Origin of the sequence: Rhizobium sp. WYCCWR 11146, assembly GCF_013591995.1 — a bacterium.
Lineage (GTDB): Bacteria > Pseudomonadota > Alphaproteobacteria > Rhizobiales > Rhizobiaceae > Rhizobium > Rhizobium indicum.
This window is the reverse complement of sequence record NZ_JACCEY010000024.1, coordinates 277,828-302,183: the sequence shown is the minus strand read 5'-3', so window position 1 is coordinate 302,183 and position 24,356 is coordinate 277,828. Positions and strand designations below refer to the sequence as shown.

General features: G+C 62.2%; 21 protein-coding genes, 1 pseudogene and 1 other annotated feature. Of the genes and pseudogenes, 7 read left to right on the top strand and 15 right to left on the bottom strand.

Annotated elements, in window-relative coordinates; genetic code table 11:
- Window positions 1-161 precede the first annotated feature (161 nt).
- The 3 genes from HX899_RS21280 to HX899_RS21270 form a co-directional block, all read right to left on the bottom strand.
- On the bottom strand, window positions 162-1,346 hold the full coding sequence (locus tag HX899_RS21280; RefSeq protein ID WP_181293324.1) for a DUF1501 domain-containing protein: 1,185 nt from the start codon (window positions 1,344-1,346) through the stop codon (window positions 162-164).
- A gap of 114 nt (window positions 1,347-1,460) precedes the next feature.
- Window positions 1,461-2,972: a DUF1800 family protein gene (locus HX899_RS21275; RefSeq protein ID WP_181293323.1), complete on the bottom strand. Its 1,512-nt coding sequence runs from the start codon at window positions 2,970-2,972 to the stop codon at window positions 1,461-1,463.
- A 211-nt stretch (window positions 2,973-3,183) separates the two neighbouring features.
- Window positions 3,184-3,531, bottom strand: coding sequence for a DMT family protein (locus tag HX899_RS21270; RefSeq protein ID WP_168311652.1), 348 nt, complete (start codon window positions 3,529-3,531; stop codon window positions 3,184-3,186).
- A gap of 295 nt (window positions 3,532-3,826) precedes the next feature.
- Between HX899_RS21270 and HX899_RS21265 the strand changes: the two genes are divergently transcribed.
- Window positions 3,827-4,660, top strand: coding sequence for an RDD family protein (locus HX899_RS21265; RefSeq protein ID WP_181293322.1), 834 nt, complete (start codon window positions 3,827-3,829; stop codon window positions 4,658-4,660).
- Between the two features lie 79 nt (window positions 4,661-4,739).
- Here the strand turns inward: HX899_RS21265 and HX899_RS21260 are convergent, their stop codons facing one another.
- The 3 genes from HX899_RS21260 to HX899_RS21250 all read right to left on the bottom strand — a co-directional run bounded on the left by HX899_RS21260 (window position 4,740) and on the right by HX899_RS21250 (window position 8,064).
- The gene (locus HX899_RS21260; protein WP_181293321.1) at window positions 4,740-5,990 is read right to left on the bottom strand and encodes an MFS transporter; all 1,251 of its coding nucleotides are present in this window, start codon (window positions 5,988-5,990) and stop codon (window positions 4,740-4,742) included.
- A gap of 272 nt (window positions 5,991-6,262) precedes the next feature.
- The gene (locus HX899_RS21255) at window positions 6,263-7,072 is read right to left on the bottom strand and encodes a class I SAM-dependent methyltransferase (RefSeq protein ID WP_181293320.1); all 810 of its coding nucleotides are present in this window, start codon (window positions 7,070-7,072) and stop codon (window positions 6,263-6,265) included.
- 80 nt (window positions 7,073-7,152) lie between these two features.
- Window positions 7,153-8,064, bottom strand: coding sequence for an AraC family transcriptional regulator (locus HX899_RS21250; RefSeq protein WP_138329052.1), 912 nt, complete (start codon window positions 8,062-8,064; stop codon window positions 7,153-7,155).
- A gap of 93 nt (window positions 8,065-8,157) precedes the next feature.
- On the opposite strand from HX899_RS21250, the gene HX899_RS21245 reads away from it, so the two are divergent.
- The gene (locus HX899_RS21245; RefSeq protein WP_138329051.1) at window positions 8,158-8,895 is read left to right on the top strand and encodes an SDR family oxidoreductase; all 738 of its coding nucleotides are present in this window, start codon (window positions 8,158-8,160) and stop codon (window positions 8,893-8,895) included.
- A 98-nt stretch (window positions 8,896-8,993) separates the two neighbouring features.
- Here HX899_RS21245 and HX899_RS21240 read toward each other — a convergent pair whose 3' ends face one another.
- Complete coding sequence (locus HX899_RS21240; protein WP_138329050.1) at window positions 8,994-10,043, bottom strand: trans-aconitate 2-methyltransferase; 1,050 nt, start codon at window positions 10,041-10,043, stop codon at window positions 8,994-8,996.
- A gap of 98 nt (window positions 10,044-10,141) precedes the next feature.
- Here HX899_RS21240 and HX899_RS21235 point away from each other — a divergent pair, with 98 nt between their 5' ends.
- Complete coding sequence (locus HX899_RS21235; protein WP_138329049.1) at window positions 10,142-11,221, top strand: GlxA family transcriptional regulator; 1,080 nt, start codon at window positions 10,142-10,144, stop codon at window positions 11,219-11,221.
- Between the two features lie 87 nt (window positions 11,222-11,308).
- Here the strand turns inward: HX899_RS21235 and HX899_RS21230 are convergent, their stop codons facing one another.
- Window positions 11,309-12,190: an NmrA/HSCARG family protein gene (locus HX899_RS21230; RefSeq protein ID WP_138329048.1), complete on the bottom strand. Its 882-nt coding sequence runs from the start codon at window positions 12,188-12,190 to the stop codon at window positions 11,309-11,311.
- A gap of 100 nt (window positions 12,191-12,290) precedes the next feature.
- On the opposite strand from HX899_RS21230, the gene HX899_RS21225 reads away from it, so the two are divergent.
- Together HX899_RS21225 and HX899_RS35590 are read left to right on the top strand one after the other, a co-directional pair.
- On the top strand, window positions 12,291-13,214 hold the full coding sequence (locus HX899_RS21225) for a LysR family transcriptional regulator (RefSeq protein WP_138329047.1): 924 nt from the start codon (window positions 12,291-12,293) through the stop codon (window positions 13,212-13,214).
- A gap of 297 nt (window positions 13,215-13,511) precedes the next feature.
- Entirely contained in the window at window positions 13,512-14,222 is a 711-nt protein-coding gene (locus tag HX899_RS35590; protein WP_210273804.1) for a nucleotide-binding protein, read from the top strand.
- 24 nt (window positions 14,223-14,246) lie between these two features.
- Here the strand turns inward: HX899_RS35590 and HX899_RS21215 are convergent, their stop codons facing one another.
- From HX899_RS21215 to HX899_RS21195, 5 genes are all read right to left on the bottom strand, one after another.
- On the bottom strand, window positions 14,247-15,713 hold the full coding sequence (locus tag HX899_RS21215; RefSeq protein ID WP_138329045.1) for a SulP family inorganic anion transporter: 1,467 nt from the start codon (window positions 15,711-15,713) through the stop codon (window positions 14,247-14,249).
- A 70-nt stretch (window positions 15,714-15,783) separates the two neighbouring features.
- Window positions 15,784-15,839 (bottom strand) — a sequence feature (sul1 is cis-regulatory element that is thought to sense ions involved in sulfur or methionine metabolism; They are found in Alphaproteobacteria).
- 146 nt (window positions 15,840-15,985) lie between these two features.
- Window positions 15,986-16,237, bottom strand: coding sequence for a hypothetical protein (locus tag HX899_RS21210; protein WP_131663617.1), 252 nt, complete (start codon window positions 16,235-16,237; stop codon window positions 15,986-15,988).
- 74 nt (window positions 16,238-16,311) lie between these two features.
- Complete coding sequence (locus tag HX899_RS21205; protein ID WP_138329044.1) at window positions 16,312-16,689, bottom strand: response regulator; 378 nt, start codon at window positions 16,687-16,689, stop codon at window positions 16,312-16,314.
- 278 nt (window positions 16,690-16,967) lie between these two features.
- Window positions 16,968-18,728: a phospholipase D-like domain-containing protein gene (locus tag HX899_RS21200; protein WP_138329043.1), complete on the bottom strand. Its 1,761-nt coding sequence runs from the start codon at window positions 18,726-18,728 to the stop codon at window positions 16,968-16,970.
- 235 nt (window positions 18,729-18,963) lie between these two features.
- Window positions 18,964-19,752 carry a thioredoxin family protein gene (locus tag HX899_RS21195; RefSeq protein ID WP_138329042.1) on the bottom strand — a complete coding sequence of 263 codons (789 nt, stop codon included), beginning with the start codon at window positions 19,750-19,752 and terminating at the stop codon, window positions 18,964-18,966.
- A gap of 209 nt (window positions 19,753-19,961) precedes the next feature.
- On the opposite strand from HX899_RS21195, the gene HX899_RS21190 reads away from it, so the two are divergent.
- Window positions 19,962-20,609 (top strand): ankyrin repeat domain-containing protein, encoded by a 648-nt coding sequence (locus HX899_RS21190; protein WP_138329041.1) that lies wholly within the window; start codon window positions 19,962-19,964, stop codon window positions 20,607-20,609.
- Window positions 20,610-20,705: 96 nt separating this feature from the next.
- On the top strand, window positions 20,706-21,197 hold the full coding sequence (locus HX899_RS21185) for a YHS domain-containing (seleno)protein (RefSeq protein WP_138329040.1): 492 nt from the start codon (window positions 20,706-20,708) through the stop codon (window positions 21,195-21,197).
- 19 nt (window positions 21,198-21,216) lie between these two features.
- Here HX899_RS21185 and HX899_RS21180 read toward each other — a convergent pair whose 3' ends face one another.
- Both HX899_RS21180 and HX899_RS35170 read right to left on the bottom strand, forming a co-directional pair.
- Window positions 21,217-23,433: an adenylate/guanylate cyclase domain-containing protein gene (locus tag HX899_RS21180; protein WP_181293318.1), complete on the bottom strand. Its 2,217-nt coding sequence runs from the start codon at window positions 23,431-23,433 to the stop codon at window positions 21,217-21,219.
- Between the two features lie 224 nt (window positions 23,434-23,657).
- Window positions 23,658-24,356: pseudogene (locus tag HX899_RS35170) on the bottom strand (rhomboid family intramembrane serine protease); the annotation flags it as partial.

The following is a 24,356-nucleotide window of genomic DNA, read 5'->3' as shown; positions in this document are numbered from 1 at the left end:
GAGGTGCCCCGCAGGGGCCTCGAAGGACGAGGCTGGCCACCCATTTCGCTGAATGCGGATGCCGGCGTGGCGCTCAGCCACCCGCCCCCGTGGTTCGAGACGGCCCTTTGGGCCTCCTCACCATGAGGGCTGGTCGGTGTGCCGCTCCTCCCCGCCCACCCTCACACCTTCAAAAACTGCGACCCCTTATCAAACCCCAGCCCCGGGAAGATCTTCCCCGTCAAATCATCGGCAGACACATCGAACTGCCGGTAGAGCATCGCCGCGGCCAGTTCGCGCACGTCGGCGGTCGGCATCAGATCGCGGTCGTCGAGCAGCTGGCCGTCGCCGATGCCCGGCCAGCGGCCGAGGATGCGGCCACCGTTGATGGCGCCGCCTGATAGCAGCGCGCAGCCGCCGGTGCCGTGGTCGGTACCGGCTGAGCCGTTCTGGCGGACGGTGCGGCCGAACTCGGTCATGGCAAGCACCACCGTCTTTGCCCAGATCTCGGGCCCGAGCGTGGTCTTCAACGTATTGATTGCCTGCGAAAGGTCCTGCACCGGCCGCTTGAACTGGCCGGCCTGGCCGATATGGGTGTCCCAGCCTGATATCGAGAAGCTGGCGATGCGGTAATCGCCCTTCAGCATGTTGGCGGCGAGCGCCGCCACATCGGCGATCTTTGCGCCGTGCTGGCCCTCCGGCTCGACCATCATCGACGCGCTGTTGGCCCGCGTCGCCTCGGCAAGCGCCTCGGCGAACGGCGGATCGCCGGCATAGAGCCGCGCCAGGAACTGCATCTCGTCGCGCGCCGGCGCCAGATTGGAATCCGATGCCCAGACATCGACATTGTTCGGCCCGGAGAGGATCAGCTCTGTCGAGGTGTTGATGTCGATTGCCTTGCGCGCATCCGAGCGCGGAATGACAGCGAGCGCCCGGTTCAGCCAGCCGGTCTTTTCCTCGGCGACGTGTTCGCCGCCGGATTCCAGCATGTCCTGCCCGTCGAAATGGCTGCGCTGGTCGCGGTAGGGCGTCGACACCGCATGCACGAAGGCAAGCTCGCGGCTCTTCCAGAGAGGCATCAGCTCGGCGGCCGCAGGATTGAGGCCGAAATGCCCATCGAGATCGAGAAGCCCGGTCTCGGGCGTCAGCGCCAGTGTCGGCCTGAGCGCCGCAAAGCGGGCATCGCCATAGGGCTGCACCAGATCCAGCCCGTCCATCGCGCCGCGCAGCACGATGGTGACGAAGCGGTTATCACCCGGCATCGCCGCGAAGGTGACGGGCGTGAAAATGGGAGCGGCGGCGAGACAGCAGGCCGACGTCAGAAAGCCGCGGCGCGACAGCGAAATCTGGTTCATGGGCAGCGTCACGGGCGGAGCCTCCTAAGCAGGTTCCGGAAAGTGTCCAACGGTTTTCCGGCCAGAACCTGCGACAAAACAAAGGAGCTAAGCAGACGAAGCGTTGGCTTGCCAACGAAAGTCTGCTTAGCGGCGATTGAATTCGGGCGATGCCAATACCAGCGTCAACCCGCTGATCTTGTTCGGCGCCTGCGACACCACGCGGATCGTCTCGTCACGGGCGGCATCGGCAAGCGTCGATTTCAGGAATTCGCGCGGATCCTCGTCCCGGCCGAACTGTGCTGCGGCCCGCCTTGCCCAGGCCAGCCGCTCGGCGAGCTGGCTGCCGGTGATCCAGGCGGAGAAGCCTTCCTCGAAACCGGCCGGACTCGGCGGCAACCAGGTCGGCTGGCCCATGCGCCTGAGCGCGCCCTGCCCCAGCGCCCGCGCCGTCCGGAACGCCTTGAGGCGCTTGTCCCTCGCCTCGCCGGCAGGATCCGTCGGCACCGGCGATCCTGCCATGCCGGGCGTGTTCGCCGCCATGTCGCCCTCGTCCGTGCCTTGCTGGTTAGCCGCGAGGAAGCTGCCGACAACGCCGTTGACCGGCCCCGCATTCAGCGCCCTCAGGCCGGCGACGATATAATCGAAGGGCTGGCGCGCCTTGGCGCCCTCGTCGCGCCAGGCGGCGGGATGATCTAGCATGGCGGTGTAGACGGCAGTCAGATCGCCATCCGTCTTCTTCCAGGCCTCGGCCATATCGGACACCATGCCCTCGTCGGGCTGGTCGGCGATGAAATGCACCGCGAGCTTGCGGCTGATATGCGCCGCCGTCTTCGGATGGAGCGCGAGATCATCGAGCATGTCGAGATAATCGTCGCGCGAACGCCTGCGCCCGCCATAGCTGACGCCGAGCACCTCATGTACGCCGGGCTCCGAAATGTTCGGCCGGAAGGCGATGTCCATCTCCTTGCGGTCGATGGTGAGCCCCGTCAGCACCATGGCTGCCGCCGTGACATCCGCCTGGCTGTAACCGCTGCCGGCGCCGAGCGTGTGCAGCTCCAGCAGTTCGCGGCCGAGATTTTCGTTCAGCCCTTTGTTGCGCTTGATGCCACCGGCCGAATCCGGCCCGAGCGAATCCGCCTGGTCGAGATAGATCAGCATGGCCGGATGGGCGGTGGCATTGCGCAAGAGATCGCCGAACTTGCCTGATATGAACGGCCGGATCGCCTCGGCCTCGTAGAGCGGCACGATGAGACGCATCGGCAGGCTCTTGTTGGCGCTGGTGGAGAAATGATCAGTCCAGAAGGTCGCCAGCCGCTCGTAGAAGCCGTACGGCGACAGCACCGCCTGCATCAACCGGAGGTTCGCATCATGCTGGAACTGCTGCTGCGCTTGCCGCTGCACCCCTTTGCGCATCTCGCGCTGCGTCGTATCGTCGGTCACCGTCTTGGCGTCTTGCCGGATCTGTTGCAGCTGCGCCTGCAGGCTGAGAATCGCCTGGTGGCGCATGTCGGGGCCGCCGAGGGGAAAATCCGGCGTTGCCGCCCCCCCCACGCGCAGCTGGCCGATGAGATCGTCCTTGCTGCTGGGCGGAGTTTCGCCCGGCCGAAAACCATAGCCGAACCGGATCGCCGCCATCGTAGGGAAAGAGAGGCTCATGGCCGTTCACCTCCTGATCACCGCTAAAGCAATTCCAGCAAAAGTGCGTCGCGGTTTTGCGTCCGGAATTGCGTGAAACAAACGTCAGAGCATTTCCGTGACACGGAAATGCTTGAGGTGACAGGGTCTCAACGAATTGCGACGCCAATCTGTAGGAAATGTGGCGTTTTCCCGACATGGACAATTTGTAATCTATTGAAAAGGCTAAAGTTTATGCACGGAAGATGAAGGATGCTCCGATTGCGATCAGGGCAAAGCCGATCGCATGGTTCCAGGTCAGGTTCTCGCCGAGCCAGAAGATCGAAAAGCCCGCAAAGACGATCAGCGTGATCACCTCCTGCATCGTCTTCAGCTGCGCCGTCGTATAAACCGCCGAACCGATACGGTTGGCCGGCACCGCCAGGCAGTATTCGAAAAAGGCGATGCCCCAGCTGACAATGATGGCGAGGAAGATGGCGCTGCTCTTGTGCTTGAGATGCCCATACCAGGCAAAGGTCATGAAAATATTGGAGGCAAACAGCATGACGACGGGCCAGATGGCGGCGGGAGAAAATGGCATAGGAAAACTCGGGAGCTGTGAAGGGAAAAACCGATCCGGCAGGGAGATACCGGCAGCCCTTAACTAGCATGCTGCCATTGGACGGCAAGCCCCGGGAATGGCTGCGACCTTACGCCACCGAGACGATGCGGATATCAGGCAGGTCGCGCTGCGGTTCGCCTTCCCACCGCAGAAATTGCACCAGAACCGGATTCGCAAGAGCACGATGCTTCTGTGACAAATGCCGCGCATTTCCACTTAATGTTGAAACGACTCAACGCGCTGGACTAGGCTGCGCGAATACATAGGGGGCGACATGGACACGACACAGGAGATGCCGCAATCCATCGCTTTGCCTTCCCGCTACTTTTGGCGACGCCTCGCAGCCCTTGCCGTCGACATTGTCATCTTTCAAGCTGCCATCCTCATAGCAGTTCATTACATTTCAACGGCCTTCCCTGCGGGCTACCACTTCCCCGGATGGCCCTCCATGGAATGCACAGAGGGAGTGCCTGATCAGCTTGCAAAGCGAATTGACGCCGGCTGGCCGTTGAAGACGAACGAATTTCGCACCAACAAGATCTGCGAAGTGCGTCAATTTGGTTTTGGAAAGCAGAGATATCTGCAGACAATTGTTCTGATCGAACCATGGGACTACGTGACGTCAGCTCAAGAGCTGACCGTCCCTCTGGACGCCGACGACAATCCGGTGATCAAGACCATACCTGCGTATCCCGGCTTGATATCAGGCACAGCCAACACCATGCTGATCGTGCTGGCTTTCGCCAGCTTTTCCGCGAATGGCCGCCGCACATTCGGAAAGGCGGTTTTCTTCCTGAGAGTCCAATCCAACGATGGAGAAAATCCCGACTTCGGCACCGCGTTTAAACGGGAAATCCTCAAATTCAGCCCGTGTCTGCTTTTTAGCGCCGGGGTTTTCGCAATGTCGCTGCTTCCGGTCTACCCGGCGCAGGATTTCGACACATTGCTTGCCGCGTTCAGCAAAGGATTTGTACCTTCGTACGATGGCACGCCCGGATTCTACGTCGTCTGGACAATGGCGGCCGTGACCGGGTGGCTCTTGCCGCTCATCCGGCGAGGAAAGGCATTTTACGATCGCATCTGCGCCTGCAAGGTGGTGAGCGCCTGAAAGGCATCTGTGATCGGGCGGCAGGGCGCAAGGAAAGGCCGGCAGCTGTCGCCGCCGGCCTTCATAACCGCAGGCAGCGCTAGATTCGCATCGCGCCATGCGGTTCCTCGGCCTCCTCCGTGCCGAAGCGGACATCCTTCTTCTCGTAGCCGAAGCCGGCAAGGGCCGCGACGATGAGCGCCACGACTGCCGCGACGATCAGGAGCGCATAGGCATAGTCGCCGTCCCAGCGGACAGCTAACCCCGCCTGCAGCGTCGCATTGCCTGACGCCAGCAGGTTGCCGAGCTGATAGGCAAAGCCGGGGAATGTGCCGCGCACCTCGTCCGGGGACAGCTCGTTCAGATGCACCGGCACGATGCCCCAGGCGCCCTGGACGAAGAACTGCATCAGGAAGGCGCCGATGGCAAGCAGCACCGGCCCGGGCGCATAGGCCCAGAGCGGCGCGACGGGCACAGCGATCAACGTGGCGATGACGATCGCCTTCTTCCGGCCGATCCGCTGCGACAGCGCCCCGAAGAACAGCCCGCCGCAGATCGCCCCGATATTGTAGACGATGGCGATCGCGCCGACCGTATAGCTCGAATAGTTGCGCTGCGTCTCCAGGAAAGTCGGGTAGATATCCTGCGTGCCATGGCTGAAAAAGTTGAACGCCGTCATCAAAAGCACCGCCCAGATGAACAGCGGAATGTTTTCGCGCAAGACCGTCAGGAATGGCCGGCGCCCCTCGGCCTGCCGCTTCAGGAAGGCCGGGCTTTCCTCGACGTTGCGGCGGATATAGAGCACCAGCAGCGCTGGCACCGCGCCGACAAAGAACATGCCGCGCCAGCCGATGACAGGAAAAAGCAGAAAGAACACAATCGAGGCGATCAGATAGCCGGAGGGATAGCCGGCCTGCAGGATGCCCGAGACGATGCCGCGGCTTTCCTCCGGCACCGTCTCCATAACCAGCGAGGCGCCGACGCCCCATTCCCCACCCATGGCGATGCCGTAGAGCGCCCTGAGCACAAGGAACATGGTGAGCCCGGTGGAGAAGCCGGTCAGAAATTCGAACAGCGAATAGAGCAGCACGTCGGCCATCAGCGTGATGCGCCGCCCGTAACGGTCGGCCGCCAGCCCGAAGACCAGCGCGCCGAGTGCCCGCATGGCAAGCGTCAGGAAAATCGCCACCGAGACGGCGGGAACGTCGGTGTGGAATTCTTCGGCGATATATTTGAGAACGAAGACGAGAATGAAGAAATCGAAAGCGTCGAGTGTCCAGCCGAGATAGCTGGCGATGACGGTGTTGCGCTGCTGCGGCGTCAGCCGGCGCAGGCTTTCTAAAGCGGACATCTGATATTCCTCCGTCCGAAAGCGGCGGCGAGGCGGGCAATTCCGGATGCCGTCGGAAGGGGTGCCCGAAACGGGCGGGTGATGCTGTTGCAGCTGCGTTTGCAGTCGGAGACAGCGGGCAATAACGTCAGCAATCCTGCCGCTGTTCCATCACGATTGGCGTGATCGGGTGGCGTCCCACGCGGCTCCTTGTCGCAGGCATACGACCGTCCAGGGCCCGCCCGCCGGCCCGGCATCCTCCAGCCCCCTCATCCATAGCGAAAACGCTATGCCTAGCTCTTTCCCGGCACCCTGCCCCGGCACGCCCACGCCACCGACGCGAACGACCGCGGTCCATCCGGATCGCCCGCCTCGTATGCAGCTCTGACGGCTGTATCGACCGCTTTTCGCTTCGCCGGGTCCAGCCCCGCGACATATTTGCCGAGCGGTCCCTCACCGGCGGCGATCGGGTCCCAGTAGTCCGCGAAGGAGAGGTATTCCATCCGGATGAGCAGCGAGGTTTCCTCGACATCGGCAAGACCCTGCGCGATGAAACTTTCCTTCATTTCCCCCGGCCGCATCATCGGCTGGAAACAATATTTGCGGCGCAGGGGCAGCGCGCCCTCATCAAGCATCGCCACCGTATCCCACATCATCCGCATGCCGGACATGCCGCCATAATGGTCCCAGACGGCGGCCGCGACCACGCCGCCCGGGCGCACGACACGGGCCATCTCGGATACCGCCTTTCCCGCCTCCGGCACGAAATGCAGCACGAGCAGCGACATCGCCCTGTCGAAGCGGTCATCCTCGAAGGGAAGCGCGCAGGCATCGGCCTGCCGGATCGATACGCGCGGATCGGTGTTGCGCCGCGTTGCCGCCTCGACGAAGACCGGCGAATAGTCGACGGCGACGATCTCCTGCAGGCCCGGCGTTTCCGCCAGCGTGAACGCCAGACTGCCGGTGCCGCAGCCGACATCGAGCACGCGATCCCCATCCGCGAGACCGGCGAAATCGATGAGCATCGGCGCGAGCTTCCTGCTCCAGCGCCCCATCAGCCGTTCATAACCATCCGCACTTCCGACATTGAAACTCGACGGCATTGAAGTCTCCCCCTCAAGGACGCTGGTCTGCCGTCGAACAATAGGGTTACGCGGCAGCCGTCGCAAGCGGACAGCCATTATCAACCCGGCTTCGCGTCCGACCAGTAGCGCTTCGGCGCGCGCCCGAAGACACGCTTGAACGCGTTTCCGAAGGCGCTTTCGGAGGAGTATCCGAGTGCGGCGGCAAGGCCGGCGACCGAGACATCCTCCCGGCGCAGGGCTTCGCGGGCGCGATGCATGCGCCAGCGTGTGACATAGTCGAGCGGCGCGACGCCGACCAGTTCCTTGAAGCGCTGCGCAAAGGCCGAGCGCGACATGCCGATCCGGGTCGCCAGTTCGTTGACCGTCCAGCGATGGCCCGGCCTGTTGTGGATCAGGCTGATCGCCGCGCCGATCTGCGGATTTGTGAGCGCGCCGATCCATCCCGTTTCGGTGGCGCCCTTCCGGCCGACATAGGCCCGCAGCGCCTGCACGAGCAGGATATCGCCCATGCGCCGCGTCATCAGCGTCGAGCCCATCTGCCCGGCCCCAAGTTCGTCGTCGAGGGTCGCGAGCGTGGCGCTGAGGATCGTCGCCGCGCGGTCGCTGGCCGGGATATGAATAAACGGCGGCAGCGCATCGAGCAGCAACCGGGCATTGCCGCCCTCGATGACGAAGCTGCCGCCGATCAACGCGGTCTCGTCGCCACCGTGGCGAGCGATGTTGGAATGCTCCCAGTCGAAGAAGGCGATCCCGTCCTCCGGCTCGCGGTCGAGATCGTTGGCGATCACATAGGCGGGCGCATTGGCCAGCAGGAAGGTGTCGCCCGCAACAAGCGCAAACGGCGGCTCGTCAGGCAGAACGATCGAGCAGGCGCCACGGAGAACGGCGACGAACTTGAGCGCGGGCTTGGCCGGAAAACGAAACGCCCATTGCCCGCCGACCTCGAAACGTGTGCAGCGCGCGCTCTCGATATCGAGCAGTGAAAACACATCGGACAAGGGATCGATCATGGGGCCTGGACGATCTCGACGAAATCACGGAGCTCACAGCATAGATTCTCCAGTCCGCGTCTGCAATCCTCAGCCGCACAAAGGAGAACGAACATGTCTGCTATCAAGGATAAGGTTGTTGCCATCACCGGCGCAAGCAGCGGCATCGGCGAAGCCACTGCACTGATCCTGGCGGAGCGCGGCGCAAGGATCGTGCTCGGCGCCCGCCGCGCCGATCGGCTGCAAGCGCTGGCGCAACGCATCACCGACAAGGGCGGCGAAGCCGTCTGCCTCGCAATGGACGTCAAGAAGCGCGAGGATCTCACCGCCCTCGTCGCGCTTGCCTGCGACACCTATGGCAGGATCGACGTGATGATCAACAATGCCGGCATCGGGCCGATCTCGCCTCTCGACGAGTTGCGAGTCGAGGATTGGGAGGAGATGATCGACATCAACATCAAGGGTCCGCTCTATGGCATTGCCGCTGCTCTGCCGGTGTTCCGCCGCCAGGGCTTCGGCCACTTCGTCAACACGCTCTCGACAGCCGGCCTCATCATCAAGCCGACTATGGCCGTCTATGCCGGCACGAAAAATGCCATGCGTACCATCGCCGAAGGCCTGCGGCTGGAGGCCGGTCAACATCTGCGCGTCACCAACATTTCCCCGGGATTCATCAGAACTAATTTCGCCGACTCCATGACAAACCAAGGGATCAAGGCCGATATGGCAAAACGCATGGACGAGATGGCAATTTCACCCGATGCCATTGCCCGCGCCATCGCCTTCGCCATCGAGCAACCCGCCGATGTGGATATCAGCGACATCGTGGTGCGGCCGACCGCGCAGGCGTGACGATGGCGGGTGGCAGCTGTTGAAAAAGTCGGACGCATCTCCAGTGTGTTCCGCGGGCGGCCATCGGCCACCCGCATCTCGATTTGCCCCCACAGACGTCAGAGCCGAGCCTCCAGCACCATGTTGAATGGAGTCTCAGTTGCGCGCCGCACCTTCGAGAAGCCGCCCGCCTTGAGCACCTCGGTTAGCTTCGCCTGGCCGGCCTGCGCGCCGAGGGCGGCCCCCACCTCCTGGCCGAGCGAGGCCGGAACGCAGGTGTTCGCCGAGGCGGCATAGAAGACGCGGCCAACGGGATTGAGGTTGTCGGCCAGGCTGTCGCCCGCCATCGGCTCGACCAGCATCAGCGTGCCCTCCGGCTTCAGAGCCTTGGCGATATGTCTGACGGCACCGACCGGGTCGCCCATGTCGTGCAGCGCATCGAAAATGGTGACGAGGTCGAAGCCCGCCCCCTCGAAATCCTGCGCCCGCGCCGTCTCGAACCGGACATTGCTCATTCCCTTTGCGTGCCCGCTCGCATGCTCGATCGACGCGGCATGGAAATCGATGCCGGTGAATTCCGACTTCGGGAAGGCCTTGGCCATCAGCAGGGTCGACGAGCCGAAGCCGCAGCCAATATCGGCAACCCACGCGCCGCGCTCGAGCTTCTCGACGACACTTTCCAGCGACGGAAGCCAGCTCTCGACGAGATTGGCCTTGTAGCCCGGCCGGAAGAACCGGTCGGTGCCGCAGAACATGCAGTTGCACCGGTCCGTCCACGACACGCCGCCGCCATGGCGGAAGGCATGGGTGAGTTTGGCGCGATCGGCATAGATGGCGTCGAGGGCGACAAAGCCGCCGATCATGTTGACCGGGCTGTCCTCGACTGCAAAGACCGCCGCCTGTTCAGGCGAAAGCGTGAACCTGCCGGTCGCCGCGTCATAGTCGACAAATCCCGACGCGGCCTGGGCGGCGAGCCATTCCCTGACGTAGCGCTCTTTTGTGTCGGTCGCTTCGGCGAGCTCGATCGATGAGATCGCTCCCCTCTCCGCCATCTTGCGATAAAGACCCAGCTCCTCGCCGATGATGACGAGGGCGGAGTTCTGCGCTGCCCCGAGCTCAGTCACCATGACGCCGAGCAGCGTCTGCAATTTCTCGATATTCAGTTCCATTGATGCGATACCCTCTCCATCAGGCAGCGGCATGCCGCCCGTTTCGAAGCGTCTTTTACGTGTTGCCAATGGTTCGCAGCAGAGGCAGGATGGCCGCTATGAAGCCGATAGAGCCACATTCCCAGAACGCCGGGCGCCCGTTGCGGGTCAGCATCGTCGCATTTCCGGAATGCGACCCCTCGATCATGTACGGTATCTTCGACACGCTGTGGATCGCCGGCGCCAACTGGAAGAGCAGCTCGAACGAGCCGACGAGCGAGGTGATGTTCGCGCCGCGCCTGGTCGCCGCAGAGCCTGGCCCGCTGAGGCTGATAACAGGCGTGACGATCATGCCGCAGGAAACGATCGATGACATCGAAGAGACTGACTATGTCCTCGTTCCGAACGTGCTTGTCGACACGCCAGAAACCATCAGGGCGCTCGACCGCAGGCTCTTGAACTGGATTGTCGAGATGCACCGGCGCGGCGCCCGCCTGCTGGCCGCCTGCGGCGGCTCAATCGTGCTTGCCGAGGCGGGGCTGCTGGAAGGGCAGTCGGCAACGACGCACTGGATGTATGCGCCGCTGTTTCGCAGTCAGTTTCCGAATGTGGAGCTTAAGGAAGAGCGCATCCTGGTCCAGGCCGGCGCTGGTCATTCGATCGTCTGCGCCGGCGGCGCATCATCCTGGCAGGACCTGACGCTCTTTCTCATCGCCCGGCATGCCGGAACGGCCGAAGCCATCCGCATATCGAAGATCTTCCTCTATCAATGGCATCGCGATGGCCAGCTGCCCTACGCCTCGATGATCGCTAATGCCGATCACGGCGACGCCGCGGTGAAGAAATGCCAGGAATATGCCCCCCTGCACTACCAGTCGGCGGATATTGTCGCCGAGCTACTCAGGCTTTCCGGGCTGCCGAAGCGGTCCTTTGACCGCCGCTTCAGGAAGGCGACGGGTTATTCGCCGCTCGAATATGTCCAGTGGCTCCGCGTCGAGGAAGCCAAGCAGATGCTCGAGATGGAGGATGGGCCGATCGAGGAGATTGCGCTCGAAGTCGGCTATTCCGACCTCGCCTCCTTTCGCCGCCTGTTCCGCAAGCTGGCAGGCCTGACGCCCGGCGAATACCGCCGCCGCTTCCGGCTGCCCGCCAATGTCGAGGCGGCGCTACAGGCAGTGGCGCCGGCAGCGCGGCCCTGAGCACGATGTCTCGCTCGACGAGATCGGGAAGCGGACTCGACCAGCCCGCCTCCATCAGGATGTCACCACTCGATGACGTCGCTGCGACTAACCGGCCGTCTTGTCGAGCACACTCCAGTTGAAGCCCTTCGCCCAGTCGGCATAGCTGTGCCAGCCGACCTCAGGGAAATCCCGGCGCAAGGCGGCGATATCGGCGTCGTAGCCGGTGCGGTCGAACCATTCGAACATCAGCGCCGTATCCTCGCTCTGCTGCCGTATCGCCGCGATCAGCAATTCCCGGTAAGTGATTGGGCGGCCGAGCGCCTCGGTGAGGATCTTCGCCTGCTGCTCGCCCGACAATTCGTCGCCGGCAATATCGAAACGCTTGCCGAACACCTGCTCACGCCGCTCGGCCAGTGCCGCGACGAAAGCGCCGATGTCATCGATGGTGATCTGCTGCAGCACGCGAGCGGGCGGCAGGGCGGCGGCATAGACGCCCTGGTGAAGCCCGTCGATCGCCCAGGGCGCCACGGTGTTCTCCATGAAGGCGACGGGTGCGCTGATCGTGTAAGGGATGCCGAGGCCTGCAATGTGCTTCTCGACGAGATACTTGCTGTCGAAATGCGGAATGCCGGTCTTCTTGTCGGCATCGGCGACGGAGGAATAGATCAGGTGGCCGATGCCGGCGGCCTTTGCCGCATCGGCGGCGGCAATGCCCTGACGGGTTTCCGCGTCCGTTCCGGCCTCGTAGCTGTTGCCCATCAGGAACATCGCGTCGACGCCCTCTGCCGCCGCCGCCACCGATGCCGCGTCGTCAAGATCGCCGGCGGCGACCTGGACTCCTGCCGCGGTCAGCCGCTTTGCGCCGTCGCTCTCGGGCCGGCGGGTGATCGCCTTGACGCGGTGTCCCCGCGTCATCAACGCGCGTACAACCGCGCCGCCTTGCTGGCCCGTGGCGCCTGTGACCAGTACGCTTCGTGTGTTGCTCATCTGCCTGCTCCTTGTTGTGACTGATGAAGCAAAGTTAGGGCCTGTCGCATTGAACCATAATGGCATATAATTGGAAAACATCGTGCCATCCTAGGATACAATGCTCGATCTCAACGATATCATGATCTTCGCCCGAGTCGTCGAAGCGGGCAGCTTTACCGCCGCCGCGCGCTTGCTCGGCATGCCGAAAACGACGGTAAGCCGCCGTATCGCCGAGCTGGAACGCGAACTTGGCGTGCGGCTGCTGCAGCGCACGACCCGCAGCCTCAACCTGACGGCTTCAGGACGTCTCTATTACGAAGAAATCAGCCAAGCGCTGCGCACCATCGAAGGCGCCAACCAGCGGCTTGCCGAAGCGCGTGCGGAGCCTGCCGGCACGATCCGCATATCGGCGCCGGTCGGCTTCGGCGGTCACTTCCTCCAGGATGCGATCTTCGAATTTCTTTCGACCTACCCGAAAACGAGCGTCGAGCTGCGCCTGACCGACGACAGGCTGAACCTCGTCGAAAACGGTATAGACCTCGCCTTCCGCACCGGCATCCTCGAAGATTCTACCTTGGTCGCCCGCAAACTCGGCTCGATGCACCGCCTTCTCTGCGCAAGCCCGGATTATCTCTCCCGCTGCGGCCCGCCCGCTGCGCCTGAAGATCTCGTCCGCCACGACTGCGTCATCGCCGGCCAGGCCGCCCATGCGCAATGGCTGCTTGAAGGCCCGCACGGCCAGGAAACGGTCGCGGTTTCGGGCCGCTTCGCCGCCAACGAGATGCAGGCGGTGATGGCCGCCGCGATCGCCGGCCATGGCATTGCGCAATTGCCGCACCGATTCGCCGAAGCCTGCATCAAGGACGGGCGGCTGCGCCGCGTTCTCGACGGCTATACGACCCCGGCCGGCGGCTTGCATGTCGTCTATCCCAGCAGCCGGCACCTGCCGCCTTTGGTCAAGGCATTCATCGAACTGGCCGTCAGACGGCTGAACGCCACGGGAACCGGCGGGGGCGATGATTTCGCGATCGTCTCGCGGTAGAGCAACCCAGTTACGGCGTCGGCACGCCTAAACGCGACTTGCCTCTTTACGCGAATGCAAGATGCTGTCTGAATGAAGGGCAGTGAGAGGGAGCAGGTAATGGCGAAGGGCGAAATGGACCGTAGCATCGGCGATCTGTTCGTCACCTTGCGCCAGGTTGCGGAACCTTTTTTGAAGCAGCTCGGCCTGTCGGTCGAACAGATTGAAGCATAGGATCTGCCGGAACTCGAGCTGAGTCTTGCAACCCTGCGAAGCGCGATTCAAAAGCCGGATGCCTTCGGAACGGTGAATCTGACGGTGACGGCCAATGCATCGTTCGCGTTGGTCACGGCCGATTCCGCCCGCCACATCGAAGTGACCATCCTGCCAATCCTGCTGGAGCGCGAGCAACTAGTCATGCGGCGCATGAAGGCGCTCGAGGAAGCCCATCGGCTGCATGAACTGGAAAACATCGTCGATCTGGTGAAGGATAGCTCCGTGCGCGCCGGCATGGCCGAGAAGCTGAAGCTCCTGCGCGAAAAGGCGGCACTCTATGAAAAAGAGATGGAGATGAAGCGCCCGAACGTATTCGTCGGATCATCCGCTGAGGGACTGCCGATCGCCGAGGCGATCCAGCTGAATCTCGACCACTCCTGCGAGACCACACTGTGGTCTCAAGGCGTATTCGGCCTGAGCGAGGGAACGCTGGAGGCGCTGGTGCGATCGGCGGCCAGCTTCGATTTCGCGGTGCTGGTGCTGACGCCTGACGATCTCGTCTCCAAGCGGAACAAACCGGGCCAACAGCCGCGCGACAATGTTCTCTTCGAGCTCGGTCTCTTCATGGGCATGCTGGGGCGTGATCGAACCTTCATCGTGCATGAACGAAAAACACCCCTCGATCTGCCGACCGACCTCGCCGGAATAACCCCGGCCACATTTGCCCGTCGAGCAGACAATAACATGCACGCGGCACTGGGTCCTGTCTGCACCCAGCTGAAGACCGCAATGACGGCGGCCAAGCCGAAGTAGACCGCCCTGCCCGCTCTCGCGCCGTCACACCTCTTTCAGCACCACCTTGCTGTCGAGGCTTCCGATCAAGGTTGCGCTCGCCTGGTTGAGGCCTGCGACCTCCACGGCAATGCCGTGCGCTCCGAACCGATGCACGACCTTGTCGAGTGCGGCAACGGCGGTGATGTCCCAGAAATGCGCTTCGGACACGTCGATCAGCACGGACTTGCCCACCGCGTCCTGAACGTCGAAGGCTTCGACGAAGACGTCGGCGGAGGCAAAGAACACCTGGCCGGACACGCGATAAGTCAGCCGCCCGGCGGCTTGGTCGGGAGCCACGTCGACGCGCAGCAGGCGGGCAACCTTGAAGGTGAAAAACACGCCGCTGAGCAGCACGCCGACCGTCACCCCGAGCGCCAGATTGGCGGTGAAGACGGTGACGAGGACGGTCGCCACCATGACGGCGCTCGACATCCGGGGATGGACGATAACCGCTCTCAGCGACGACCAGTCGAACGTGTCGATCGATACCATGACCATGATCGCCACCAGCGCGGCGACTGGAACCTCGGAGACCCACGGCTTCAGCAGCACCATCAGGATCAGCAACAACGCGCCGGCAAACAGCGTCGAGAGCCGTCCGCGCCCGCCATATTTCACGTTGCTCACCGTCTGGCCGATCATGCCGCAGCCGGCGATGCCGCCGAAAAGGCTGGCGGCGGCGTTGGCGAGGCCGAGACCGGTGCATTCGCGGTTCTTCGAGCTCGGCGTATCCGTGAGATCGTCGACGACGCTCGCCGTCATCATCGATTCCAGCAGCCCGACCATCGCAATGGCAAGCGCAGGGGCTGCAATGATCCGAAGCGTTTCGAGCGTCAGCGGCACCGCCGGCCAGCCGAACACCGGTAGCGAATCCGGCAGCTTGCCGAGATCGGCGACAGTGAGAACCGGAAGCCCGAGCGCTATCGAGGCGACGGTCAGGATCAGGATGCAGATCAGCGGCGACGGGATCGCGGTGGTGACCCGCGGCGTGAGATAGATGATGACGAGCCCGGCGATCAGCACGGCATATTCCATCCAGCCGACGCCAATGATGTGTGGCATCTGCGCGGCAAAGATCAGGATGGCCAGTGCATTGACAAAGCCGGTGCGGACGGATTTCGACACGAAACGCATCAACACACCAAGCCGCAGCAGGCCGAAAGTGATCTGCATCAACCCCGCCAGCAGCCCGGCCGCAAAGAGATAGGGCAAACCGTGGGCGTGCACCAGTGGTGCCGCGACGAGTGCCACCGACCCGGCGGCGGCCGAGATCATCGCCGGACGTCCGCCGGTAAATGCAATGACGATACCGATCACGAAAGAGGCGAACAGCCCGACCTCTGGGTCCACTCCTGCCACGAAGGAGAAGGCGATCACCTCGGGGATCAGCGCGAAGGTCGCCACCGCTCCGGCAAGCATTTCGCGCATGGGATTGGCGGACCAATCACGGCGGATGGAGGAAAGCAGCATAGGATGGATTCTCGCAAAGCATGGCCGGCCCTACTCTGTCGAGCGGTCGCGTAATGGCATGCAGGTTTTGCGTTGTCTGGCGGATCGGCGGCCAGAAGAGCCACCCGGGGTCTCACCGGGTCCGTGGTGAATGCCTGCGGTATAGACGAGATCTCTACTGCGGCGCAACATTCAATTGCGAAGGACGAAAGCGAAAACGCACGAGCCGAACGCCTCTCGCCGGACGGCACTCTGCTCACCCCTTCGCTTGGGCGCTGAGGAACCGGAAGTCCTCACTGCCAGAGGAAGTCCGGCCCGGTGCTCTGGGAGGTAAGCTTCAGCGTCCCGTCCGGCTGGACGACATAGGTCTCGAACACACGGTAACCGAAATCGCCAAGAAAGGTATTCTTGACCACCGTTCCCGGACGATAGGGCGAACGGAGAACCTTTCCTCCATAGGTGAGGCTGCCGGGAAGAGGCTGCGGATCCCCTGCGCTGGCGCAGGCCGAGAGAGCGAAGAGAACGGCAATGAGCGCGTGTTTCATCCGGACTTCTCCTCGGGCAGGCGCAGCGGCCTGGGCGACGTCGATTTCCTTATAACACGCAGCGCTGCTGCTGTTCAGAACGCAGCTTTGCTGCTGTCGAAGTCTTTGCGTCGGGCCTCCGCCCGCGAGAGCGCACTGGCGATCCTCTCATCGGTAAAGGGCTTGGAGATCACCTCGAGCGCCCCTTCGATACCGTGACCGACATTCTCGGGACTGCCGGTTACGAAGATGACGTCAACCCCATGGCGGTCGATCAGCCGACGCGCCAGCTGGGCGCCACTCAGCCCATCGGAGAGACTGAGATCGACGAGCGCGACATCGCTTCTTTGAGCGTAGGCGAGAGCCTGCTCAACCGTCGAAACCGGCCCGATGGTCTGGTGTCCGGCCTCTTGCGCAATGCGTTCGAGCTCCAGAGCGATAAAATTCTCATCTTCGACGATGATGACCTTCATGGATAAGCCTCCTCCTAGACGGGATGTCAGTCGCACTGCCGGTAGCGGGTAAAACGCAACCGTCCCCGGAATGTTTCCACCTTGAGAAGAATATGTTGGCAACCGGCAAAGTATTAATTTGACTTCGGGATGTCAGGTGCTCCCTGGCCCTTCGGCCATGCGGACAGCCACTTTGCATACTCTTCGACGGACAAGGCCATCGTCCCCAAAGCGAAGGACCGCCTTTCGAAATCACCCGCGTGGAATGGTTGAGGTTCAAGGGCCATCGTGACCAGACATTACTCCGCCCGCGCAAACAACTCCCGGTCCCGGGCGCGGATGGGGTCGGTCCAGTCGCGCTCGAACCAGGGCGTGCCGCCAGGCTGAGGCGGGCGTTTGAGCTCCAGCGGACGGGCCGGGCCGTCGCTTGCTTCGGAGGCGACGCGGAAGATGTAGTGGTCGTACATCCTGAGCGCCTCGATCATGTAGCTGGTCGCAACCGTCCGGTCGCGCACGACGACGAGGTTCTCGCCGTTCTCGTCATCGGCGGGGTTCGAGAAATTATAGGAGCCGAGATAGACGCGCGCCGTCGGCTTGTCGAAATCGAGCACGACGAATTTATGGTGCATGCGCGTGCCGCGCTGGTTGCCGTCGACGCCGGCAAGGCCCGAGGGTTCCGTCAGGAAGGGCGGCGGCACGTTGCCCGTCAAGGCGGCCGCCCGCACCACCCTGCGGCGATTGTCCGGCGTCAGCACGTTGAGGCCGAGATTGCCGGCGCGCACCTCGGCATCGGCGATGCCCATGACATGCACCTCGGGGCGTTCGAGCGCGCGGCCGAGCGCCGGACCGATCGCTCCCCTGGTCATCTGGCCGAGGAAAGCGAGCGAGAACAGCACGCTGGACTGGGCGGTATCGATATCGGCGCCAATCTCGTCCAGCCGGCCATTGGCATCGCTGTGCGGCGAGAAAGCAACCTTGGCGTCGACGCCGTCGAGGCCGAGGTCGATCCAGCCGGCGGAACTTGGCGAGTCGCGGAAGTCTTCGGCGCGTTTGGCGGTGAAATAGCTCTCGAAGGCGGTGAAATAATCGTCGATCGCCTTTTCGCTGTGGACGGCAAGGCTGTTGTTCGACTGCACATAGAGCCCGCGCCAGCTGAGATTGGTCGAACCGTAGAGCACTGTCGAAATGCCGCCGCCGCGGACCGCGATCGACTTCTGATGCTGCAGGTTGGCCATGTGCTGGCGCTTGACGTTGGCAACACCCGCCGAGGTGATCAGCCGCTCCGCCGCCCTCGTCTCCGGCGAATTCGGGCGGCCGTGGCCCTTGGTGCGGTCGCTGTCGTCGATGATGATCTTGAGCCTCGGCCCCAGTGCCTCCAGCCGGGTGACCACCTCGGGCAGGTTGAGATCATAGGCGATGACGCGCACCTCAGCGCCGGCGTCGCGCGCTTTGTCGAGCAGATCGAGCGTTTCGGCCCGCGCCTCGAAACCCATCCAGGCAAGCGCCCGCTCGGCATCGGCATGGGTCGGCACGAAGTCCAGCCCCTCATCGCCGACAGGCGGCACCAGCGTGATGATCGTCGGCGCGTCGGCGGCAAAATTGCGCACGAAGGCCTGCGACGAGACGAAGCCGCGGGTGAAGGCGACGTTCAGCTTGCCGGGAATGGTCTCGCGCATCAGCGCCAGTTCCGCCTCCTGCGCCTCGCCCGATGTCAGCGCGCCCGCGGCATCCATGAACTTGGGCGTGACGCGATAGAGAAACTTGCCGGGCAGATCGGCGTTGAAAGGAAAATGCACCCAGCGGAACTTCTGGATCGGCGCCTCGGTGGTACGGATGCCGTCGTCTGGAACCGGTTGGCCCGGAAAGCCGATGCGGTTGCGCACCGTCTTTAAGAAGTCCGTACCCGGCTCACGATACTGGATGGCGAAACCGACGAAATCGATCGGCGGTCGGCCATTCTTCCAATCCATGCCGAGCAGCACCATGCCGTCGCCGCGATGGATGGTCAGCGCAAAAAGCGCTGCCGCATTCCTGCCGGTCACACGAAAATCCGTATCCATGCCCGCCTCCCCTGGAAATCGGGCGAAATCTAGCATGGTTCCGTGACAGTAAGGAGATATGTCGGTGAAATTTTGCGCGCAGAAGGTGCAGGGAGGCGACGGTACCGAGCAAGCGCCAGCGCCGCCACGACCTGCCCAGCTGATGCGTCGTCATGAAAGGAGATTTGCGGTTGAGCAGACTTTCAGACGGACCGCCGTACCCTCCTGCCGGGACGGAGGATACGGCCGGACCGACCTACGGTTTCTCGTTTGCACTCTCGGCCCGAAACGCCGCCTCCCCCGCATCTGACACCTCGACCCATTTCTTGTCGGGCTCGGCGTCCGGCACATAGCTGTCGTGCCAGTTCCACCACTTGTAGGTCGGGGTCTGGGGATAGCCCTCGGGCGAATTCTCCCAAACTTCCTGGCGGCCGAGCGGCGTGATGTCGAGATAGTTCCAGGTACCGCCCATCTGCTCGTCGCCGCGGTTGTTGATGAAATAGGTGCGGAAGATGCGCTCGCCGTCGCGGTAGAACACGTTGGTGCCGTGCCACTCGTCAACGCCGAAGTCCTTGTCGAAGCTGTCGGTGATCGCGACCCACGGCATCGTCCAGCCCATCCGCGCCTTCAGCCGTGCAATGTCGGCCTGCGGCGCACGCGAGGCAAAGACCAGCGTTGTGTCGCGCGCGTTGAGATGCGCGACATGGGCAACCTGATCGGCAACCATCGAGCAGCCTCGGCAGGCATGTTCGGGCCAGCCGAACACGCCGGGCTCGTAGAAGGCGCGGTAGAGGATGAGCTGGTGTCTGTTTTCGAACAGGTCGAGCATGCTGACTTTGCCCTGAGGACCTTCGAACGCATAGGCCTTCTCGACAGCCATCCACGGCATGCGCCGGCGCTCGGCGGCCAGTGCGTCGCGTGCGCGGGTCTCAGCCTTTTCCTTCACGAGCAACTGCTCGCGGGCCGCCTCCCAGGCCTGCGGCGACACGACCGGTGGCTTGTGCATGGCTTGTCCGCTTTTTCCATTCTCGGCTGAAGCAGTCATGGCTTTCCATCTCCTCATTGGGGCGATTTCTGGGGCTTGGAAGCCCGGTTCATCGCGCATTGGTCTGAGATAGTTTCGCATCGGAAATCGAACAGGGGGAGTAACAAGTGTGACCGTATTCCATGAAACCGCCGGTCGCAGCCGTAGCGCGCGAGTGGTGTTGGCCGGGAGCGCGTCCATTAGCGCAATCTTGTTTACGAGTTGCACACGTGCTAAAACGCGACAAAACGGCGCATACGAACCCTGATCAAACCGAGATCGTGCCCGTGAATATTTTTATCGCGACTGTTGTTACGCTTGTCATTGGCGTCCTGCCGGCATGGGCAGGTCCTTTGCATCAGGCCGCCAAGGACGGCGATATCGCCCGCGTCACACAGTTGCTGGACCAGCGCTCCGATCTGTCGGAGCTCGATGAGGCGGGCGAGCCGGCGCTGATTATCGCGTCATTGGCGGGCCATGCCGATGTCGTCGTTCTTTTGCTGGATCGCGGCGCCGACATCGAAATTCGCAACAAGGGTGGGCTGACGGCGCTGCATGCAGCAGCCTATGGAGGAAATCTGGAGGTGGTGAAACGGCTTGTCGCCGAGGGAGCTGATGTCAACGACAGGAAGAATTTCTATCAAATGTCGCCGCTGCACGGCGCCGCCGAAGAGGGCCGCACCGACGTGGTCGCTTTTCTGCTGACGAAGAGCGCGGATGTCGAAGCGACGGAAAGAAACGGGTACACGCCTCTCACTCAAGCCGGGTGGCGGGCGCATTGGGACACGGCCAAATTACTCATGGAAGCCGGTGCTGTTTGCCAGAAAGCCGAGCTTGTGGGCGAACCGCTCTACAAGGAATGCACCAAACGGCAATAGCATTTCGCTTGAAGTAACAGACCGCGTCCGGGAACGGAGCTTGTTATGTCTTATCATGTGCAAAAATGCGGCCATGCGCGAAAATCCGGAAAGAGAATGGGCGTGGCTGTTGGCGCTGCGGTCATGCTGCTTTCCTTCCTTCAGCCTGCGGGGGCCGAGGAACTCGTCAATACCGGCTATTTCGGCGATATCGCGATCAAGGGCTACGACCCGGTCGCCTATTTCACTGAAAACCAGGCCGTCGAAGGATCCGAGACATATTCCCACCACTGGCTTGGCGCGACTTGGTATTTCGCCAGCGCTAAAAATCGCGACCTCTTCAAGGGCGATCCATCCAAATATGCGCCGCAATATGGCGGCTATTGCGCTGACGGCGTGTCTTTCGGGACAGTAACCACCAATATCGATCCGAAAGCTTGGCGGATCATCGATGGCAAACTGTACCTGAGCTATGACCCCGGCGCGGCCGAAGGCATGGAGAAAAATCCGACCAAGGTGACCGACTCGAAGAAGCATTGGTCCGAAGTGCAGCAGACGCTGATTTCGGAGAAGATGCACACCGTCTGGCAGCAACCGGATACGAAATGAAGCCGCAACGCCCGGCCCGTCAGGGTGTGGGTGAAAAGAACGTCAAGGCGCGCGGCGTGACATGGACGTATGGCCTGTCGCGCTGCTCGCCTGAGGTGTTGCGGTAAACATATCCGCACACCATCCGGTCTAGGAAATAGCCGTCGAATTTTTCGCAGAGACTGTCGCCCCGCACCTCGACGATACCGGTGATGTTGGTATTCGCGCTGCGATAGGCTGTGTTTCCAGCCTTGTCGAAATACTGAGTGAAATCCGTGCCGTTCTTGTGCTTGCCTGTCCAGCTCTTGCCATCGACAAGATTGCGCAGATCTGCCTCGCCGAGCCTGTCGGCTTGACTGCCTGTAAAACCGAAGGGCCATTCGGGAATGCCGGCCTTTCGCAATCCGGCCAGATGGCGCTGCAGATCGCCGTCCCGCCAGTAATCATAGAGATAGCCATAATAGGTGAGATTGCTTTCCGGGAAGAGCTCCAGCAGCTTTGCCGTCTCCGCTGCAGCCCTCGTTTCATTGCCCTGGTCGGCATAGGCCGCCGCCAGATATTCGCGTGCCGGCTCGACCTTCGGCAGGCTGTCGAGCGTCGGCTCTATCAGCGAGATCGCGCGCTGATCGTCACCCGCAGTATAAAAGACGATCCCCGCCAGCAGTTGAAAACTCGACGCCGGCGAAGGGTCGAGCCGCAAAGCCTTTTCCATCTCCGTGATCGCCTGCCCGCTGCTTCCGGTGTGGACCAGGATGAGAGCGAGGTTGGCGGCGGCCTCCGCATCGTTCGGCTCCATGGCAACCGCCATGTTGGCGGAATTTTTGGCCTCCGTTTCGCGTCCATCCACCCATTGCAGCAGGGCAAGCACCGTGTGCGCCCTGGCATTGTTGGGATCGAGCTTGAGGGCTTGCCCGGCGGCGTCATAGGCGATCTTGCGGGCGACGGCAGCCGACCAGAGGTAATTATAGTCGTTGCGCCAGACATCGACGGCCACCCGCGCGATTCCCGCATGGGCATTGGCAAAGCCCGGATCGAGATCGATCGCTTTCTGGTAGAAGGACAGCGTCCGACGATAGGTATCGACATCCCTCAAGATGAAGCCTTCCTGCTCGGCCCGCATGTAAAAATCGTAGGCTTCGAGATTTTCGGTCGGGATCCGGGCCAGTTGGTCGCGCTCGCGGGCGCTGAGCTTGACCGACAGGGCCGAGATGATCTTGCCGATCACATCGTCCTGAACGGCAAAGAGGTCGGCATATTGGCGATCGTAGCGCTCAGCCCAGAGCGACAGGCCGCTGACCGCGTCAATCAGTTTGACATTGATCCGCAGCCGCGGCCCGGCGCGCTGCAAGGTTCCTTCGAGCACATATTTCACGCCGAGTTCGGCGGCCACGTCCTGGATCTTGCCGACGGAGTCCCGGATGGCGAAGACCGAGTGGCGGGCGATGACGAAAAGACCCGATACTTTGGACAATTCGGTGATCAGATCGTCCGTCAACCCCGCTGCAAGATGGTCGTGCTCGCTGTCGCCGCTGACATTGATGAAGGGCAGAACCGCGACTGAGGGCCTGTCCGGCAACGGATAGGCAAAACGTTCGCCAGGCCCCGGCGGCTTTGCCGGCATCCATGGCTGCCACCAGAGTGCTGCGCCCGCAAGCGCGAGGACAATGGCCGCTGCTATGCCGGCAACAAGACGGCGTCTCGGCAGCCGCCTGCGGGTCTTGATAGTCTTGCCGGCAGCAGTCGGGTCAAGCAGGATGCGATAGACCCGGATCGGTTCGGTGATGCTCTTCAACCGCTGTTCGCCGAGCGAAGCGAAACCGACCGGGATTTTCGATTTCACCTGGTCGTATGTCGTGCCCGATATGGCGATACCCCCCGGTTCGGCCAGCGCCTGAATTCGATCGGCGATATTGACTCCGTCGCCCTGGATGTCTTCGCCCTCGACGATGATATCGCCGAGATTGATGCCGATCCGGAACTCGATCCGATGCTCCGGCGCCGACGCGGCACGCTGCGTGGCTTTCAGTTGCTGAACCTCCACCGCGCAGCGCAAGGCATCGACGACACTCTGAAATTCGACCAGCAGACCATCGCCCATGGTTTTGACCAGCCGGCCATGGTGAAGCTGGATTGCCGGCTCGAAGATGTCGTTCTGGTCCGCCTGAAAGCGCGCGCGGGTGCCCTCTTCGTCGATCTGGCTCAATCGACTGTAACCGACGACATCAGCGATCAGGATTGCTGCAAGACGGCGCTCCATCCCCGGTCTTTCCTGGAGAGCGAATGTATTATTAACAATATCCTACAGTATGTCCTGCCGCGATGCTATCGTCGGACCGCGCGATATTCAACTTAGCGATGCTATCGGATGACAAAACAGACGTCTGCCGCCTACCGATTACGGGCTTGGCGGTGTGATCGATACTGGCGAATTCATCCGCCTTTCCCGATCCCGGTTGGTTTCGGGCCTGAGCGGCCACAGAATTATTGCACGCCGAGGCTGTTCAATTCACCCTTCGCGCCGTCATATTCGATGTATGTCGTGGGGCAGGAGGACAAGGCAGCCTCGAAACGTTGGCGCGCCTCCTGGGTGTTGCCACCCAACAGATACCATTCGCCATTGTAAAATGTGGCTTCGCAACGCTGGTTGCTATCGGCCGCTTTCGCCATCAGTTCATCCGGTTTCAACTCGCCGAGAAAGAGACTGAAAACGGGATAGGGCCATGTTCCCTCGTCCGTTTTACTGGCCGCGATTTTGAGATCGGCGATTGCCTTTGCATCATTGCCCCGGCTTTGAGCCATAAAACGCCAGAGATGATAATAGGGAGCCGTCGGGGGATTCTCGGTTGTCCTAATGGCGAACCCTGTCGCGGCCTGCTCGTACTTTCCTGCGAAATAGTTCGCCATGGGGTCATTGACGATGAATTGACGTGTGTTGCTGATCGGCCAAAGCGACGCCGCCGCTATAATAACGAACAGAGTGCTGAAGGCTGTCGCCGCCGCGCCGAAACGAGGCGTCGGGCGTTCTCTCGGCCAGAAAGCCAACAGCAGCGACGATAGCGCGGCCCCGATCAAGGCGCCGCCGAAATGTCCGGCATAATCGATGTTCTCACCGCCTCTTGCTGCCGAAAGGAATGGCAGCAGGGAGGGAATGAGAATTTGAGCTGCCCCGATCCGCAGGGT